We start from the raw sequence: 4,944 nt of genomic DNA, 5'->3' as shown, positions 1-4,944 counted from the left end.
GTCGGCGGTCGGCGGTCGGCGGTCGGCGGTCGGCGGTCGGCGGTCGGCGGTCGGCGGTCGGCGGATGGCGGATGGCGGATGGCGGATGGCGGATGGCGGATGGCGGATGGCGGATGGCGGATGGCGGCTAGCGGATGGCGGCTAGCGGATGGCGGTAGACGCGCGTCGCGCGCACCGCCGTCAGCTCGAAACAAGGATTGCCGCCACCTCCCGCACGAAACAAGCGCTTGCGCTCATCCACCCGCAGCCGCAAACAAAAAACCCGGCACGGGCCGGGCTTTGCGTTCAACCGTATCGTCGCGCGTTACGCTCGTCCGTCGCGCAGTTCGCGCCGCAGGATCTTGCCGACGTTCGTCTTCGGCAGCTCCGTGCGGAACTCGACCAGCTTCGGCCGCTTGTATCCGGTGAGCCGCTCCTTGCAGTAAGCAAGGATGTCCTTGTCGGTCAGCGCCGGATCCTTTTTCACGACGAACAGCTTCACGGCTTCGCCGGAATGCTCGTCCGGCACACCGACTGCTGCCACCTCGAACACACCCGGATGCGACGCCACCACGTCCTCCACTTCGTTCGGATACACGTTGAAGCCGGACACGAGAATCATGTCCTTCTTGCGATCGACGATCTTCACGTAGCCGCGTGCATCCATCACGCCGACATCGCCCGTCTTGAAGAAGCCGTCCGCGAACATGACCTTTGCGGTCTCGTCCGGCCGGTTCCAGTAGCCGGCCATCACCTGCGGCCCGCGGATGCAGATCTCGCCGGGCTCGCCGAGCGCGACGTCATTGCCGGCATCGTCGCGGATCGCGACTTCGGTCGACGGCAGCGGCAAGCCGATCGTCCCGCTGTATTCGGTGGCCGTAACAGGGTTGCAGGTCGCCACCGGCGACGTTTCGGACAGCCCGTATCCTTCGATGATCGCCGTGCGGGTCTTTTCATACCACCGCTTCGCGACGCCTTCCTGGATCGCCATGCCGCCGCCGTTGGCGATCACGAGCTTCGACAGGTCGAGCTGACCGAATTCGGGATGGTTGAGCAGCGCGTTGTACAGCGTGTTGACGGCGGGAATCGTCGAGATCTGGTAACCCTTCAGTTCCTTGATCATGCCGGCGATGTCGCGCGGATTTGGGATCAGGATGCCCATGCCGCCGGTACGCATCGTCAGGAAACCGCAGACGGTCAGTGCGAACACGTGATACAGCGGTAGCGCGACGACCGTCACGAATTGTTTCACGTCGGGATACTTGTCGTGAGCCGGCTGGTGCCAGGCGCCGGCCTGCAGCACGTTCGACACGATGTTCCGGTGCAGCAGCGTCGCACCCTTCGCAACGCCGGTCGTGCCGCCCGTGTACTGCAGGAACGCGACGTCGTCGGGGCCGATCTTCTGCGGCTTGAACGCCTGTCGCGCGCCCTCCGAGAGCGCCGCCTTGAAGCGCGTGAACGAGGGCAGTTGCCACGCGGGCACCATCTTCTTCACGTTCCGCACGACGTAGTTGACGAGCCACCCCTTGATGCCCAGCAGGTCGCCCATCGATGCGACGACCACGTGCTTGACGGCCGTATTGGCGATGACGGCCTGCAACGTCGACGCGAAATTCTCGAGGATGACGATCGCCTCCGCACCGCTGTCCTTCAGCTGATGCTCGAGCTCGCGCGGCGTATAGAGCGGATTGACGTTGACGACGGTATAGCCGGCGCGCAGGACCGCGGCGATCGTCACCGGGTACTGCAGCACGTTCGGCATCATGATCGCGACGCGCGCCCCGCGAGCCAGGCCGCGGGACTGCAGCCACGCGCCGAACTGGCGCGACAGCGTGTCGAGTTCGCCGTACGTGATGCCCTTGCCCATGCAGACGAACGCGGTACGGTCGCGATACTGCCGGAAGCTCTCGTCGAGCAGGTCCGGGACGGACGGATAAGGAGAGGAGTCAATTTCGGCTGGAACGCCGGGTGGGTACGATTTCAGCCAAATTTTGTCCATACCGCGCGTCTCCTCACTGATTTTCGAATGGTCGTGCTAAAAGGCATCGTAACGGCTCCCCCGCCCCGAGACAACAGGGTTAGATGTCCACTTCGAACTTGACCTCAATTTCGTCTGATCATACGGCGATATTCGATCAAATCCGCTCAACTTCCACAAGACAATCGTAAAACGTCGCCGAATTGCCCAGATCGGTCAGCGCCTGGCTCGTCACCTCGTTCGCGTTCCTGCCGTCCGGCGACAATTTCTTCCACCAGATCGACAACCCGACGACGAGCCCGGCACGCGCGCGATCGGTGATTCGCGCGAGCGCCTGCATCGAGCCGCGGTCGTTGAAGATGCGGACGGCGTCGCCCTCTGCGATGCCGCGGGCGCCGGCGTCGGCCGGATGCATGTCGAGGTGCGGCTCACCTTCGGTCGAACGCAGGCTGTCGACGTTCACGAAGGTGCTGTTCAGGAAGTGGCGGGCCGGCGGCGAAATCATCGCCAATGGATAGCGTGCGGCAAGCTCGGGCGCGGCTTCGGCCGATTCGAACGGCGGCAGGTAGTCGGGGACGGGGTCCATGCCCATCTGTTCGAGCCGCGGGCTGTAGAACTCGCACTTGCCGGAGGGCGTGCGGAAACCGCCATTCGCGAACGGCGCCTCCGGCAGCTTGAGCTTCAGCCAGCCGGCTCGCTTCAGCGTGTCCCAGTCGCTGTCGAGCGCCGGATCGTCCCAGCGAAGCGCCGCGCGCGCGACCTCTTCGTCGCTGTGATAGAGCGCGGGCTCATCGAGTCCCATGCTGCGCGCGATCCCGCGAAAGATCTCCGTGTTCGGCCGCGCGTCTCCCACCGGCGGAATCGCCGGCAGGTTCGCCATCACGTAGGTATGGCCATACGATTTGTGGACATCGAGATGTTCGAGCTGCGTGGTCGCCGGCAATACAATGTCGGCGAAATCGACCGTATCTGTCTTGAAGTGCTCGAGAATGACCGTGAACAAATCGTCGCGTGCGAAGCCCGCGGCGACCTTCGACGAGTCCGGCGCAACCGCCGCCGGATTCGAGTTGTACACGATCACCGCTTCGACTTTCGGCCCGAACGTCGCGTCCCCCGGATGCAGCAGCGCGTCGCCGATCGCGTTCATGTTGATGATGCGAGGCAGCTTGTGCGGCCACCCCGGCATCAGGTCCGGACGCAGCAGCGCCGCCTGGTTGACGGGCGCCGATTCCGACGACGAGAGAAGCAGGCCGCCTGCCCGATCGCGCCACGCCCCCGTCAGCGCCGGCAGGCTGGCAATCGCGCGGACGGCATTGCCGCCGCCGCGAACGCGCTGCATGCCGTAGTTGAGGCGGATCGATGCCTTACGGGTGGCGCCGTAGCGACGCGTAAGATCGACCAGTTCCGACGCATCGATGTCGCAGATCTGCGCCACGCGTTCCGGCGGATAGGACATGGCGCGCGCCTTGAGCGCGTCGAAGCCCAGCGTATGGTCGGCGATGTAATCGTGATCGAGCAGGTTTTCGGTCATCAACACATGCATCATGCCGAGCGCGAACGCGCCATCGGTACCGGGCTTCAGTGCGATGTGCTGATGGCATTTCTCCGCGGTCAGCGAACGATACGGGTCGATCGCGACAAGACGCGCGCCACGGCGCTTCGCTTCCTGCGCGCGGGTCCAGAAGTGCAGGCTCGATGCAATCGGGTTGGCGCCCCATATCAGAATCAGCTCGCTTTCCTCGAAATGTTCGAGGTGCATGCCGACACTGCCGCCGTATGTGTATCGCAGCCCCGCTGCACCGGCTGCCGAGCAGATCGTCCGCTCCAGCCGCGAGGCGCCGAGTTTGTGAAAGAAGCGCTGGGCGATGCCCTCGCCTTGCACGAGCCCCATGGTTCCCGCATAGCTGTACGGCACGATCGCTTCCGGCGCGCGTGCGGCGATTTCACCGAGGCGACGGCCGATCTCGTCGAACGCCTCGCTCCAGCTGATGGGCACGAAGCGCCCTTCCCCCTTCGTGCCGACACGCTTGAGCGGGACAGTGAGGCGATCGGGATGATGAACGCGATCCGCGTATCGGCTGACCTTTGTGCACAACACGCCTTGCGTCGGCGGATGATCGGGATCGCCGGTGACCTTGATTGCCTTCCCGTTCTCGACGGTCACCCGCATTGCGCACGTGTCCGGACAATCATGCGGGCAAACTGCCCGGGCTACCTGGGTGACGGCGTTCATCGTTTTGAATGCGGAGATGGGGATTCGCAAATTTTACGTGGACACGCCGAATAAAGCGCCTATTTCGCACCGATTTTGGATTACCTGACCGAAGAAGGGCAAGGTGGCGGGCTCCAGCAAGCAGAAAGCTGGTCGCACAATCCCGCTTGTCGATACGCTGGGGAAAGCAAATTGCGGTCTTGGTCGAAGATACGAGTAGTAATCGACTGAATCGCTGGAGGTGCAACCGATTGAGGGAATTTGATGCGGCAATTGATTGCGTGGGTGAGGTGCTAACGCAGATAGGCTGGGTAGTGCTCTTCCGCCCGCACGTGCATTTCGGCCGCGCCAATGCAAAAACCCCCGCCTTTTTGGGCGGGGGTTTCTGGCTTAGGGAGCCTGACGATTACCTACTTTCACACGGGAATCCGCACTATCATCGGCGTAGAGTCGTTTCACGGTCCTGTTCGGGATGGGAAGGGGTGGGACCGACTCGCTATGGTCATCAGGCAAAGGGGGTTGTTGCGTTGCTTCGCAGCGCAACCAATCTTGGAAGAAGCAGTAATTTAGGTTGTGTGTATCACACACGAGAATCCAACCAGTCTCTTGGATGGCTGCACGTGCATCGCACGGCGCTCATCCATAAGGCAGACTTGTTATAGGATCAAGCCTTACGGGCAATTAGTATCAGTTAGCTGAACGCATTACTGCGCTTACACACCTGACCTATCAACGTCCTGGTCTCGAACGACCCTTCAAGGGGATCTAGTCCCCA

The 4,944-nt window shown here is 62.7% G+C and carries 2 protein-coding genes and 2 rRNA genes; all 4 read right to left on the bottom strand.

Annotation, left to right across the window (positions count from 1 at the left end; genetic code table 11):
• Positions 1-304: 304 nt before the first annotated feature.
• A complete protein-coding gene (locus C4B30_RS34885) occupies positions 305-1,978 on the bottom strand; it encodes a long-chain fatty acid--CoA ligase (RefSeq protein WP_027783446.1) in 1,674 nt (557 codons plus the stop codon).
• Positions 1,979-2,114: 136 nt separating this feature from the next.
• On the bottom strand, positions 2,115-4,190 hold the full coding sequence (locus C4B30_RS34880) for a molybdopterin-containing oxidoreductase family protein (RefSeq protein ID WP_027783445.1): 2,076 nt from the start codon (positions 4,188-4,190) through the stop codon (positions 2,115-2,117).
• A gap of 376 nt (positions 4,191-4,566) precedes the next feature.
• Positions 4,567-4,679 (bottom strand): 5S ribosomal RNA (gene rrf, locus C4B30_RS34875).
• A gap of 150 nt (positions 4,680-4,829) precedes the next feature.
• A 23S ribosomal RNA gene (locus tag C4B30_RS34870) occupies positions 4,830-4,944 on the bottom strand; the annotation flags it as partial.

Source organism: Burkholderia sp. BE12, from assembly GCF_002959955.1.
Lineage (GTDB): Bacteria > Pseudomonadota > Gammaproteobacteria > Burkholderiales > Burkholderiaceae > Burkholderia.
This window is presented reverse-complemented; position numbering and strand designations above follow the sequence as displayed.

Excerpts from the sequence above, each read along its gene's own strand:
- C4B30_RS34885 (WP_027783446.1), bottom strand. The coding sequence starts at position 1,978 with ATGGACAAAATTTGGCTGAAATCGTACCCACCCGGCGTTCCAGCCGAA.
- C4B30_RS34880 (WP_027783445.1), bottom strand. The coding sequence starts at position 4,190 with ATGAACGCCGTCACCCAGGTAGCCCGGGCAGTTTGCCCGCATGATTGT.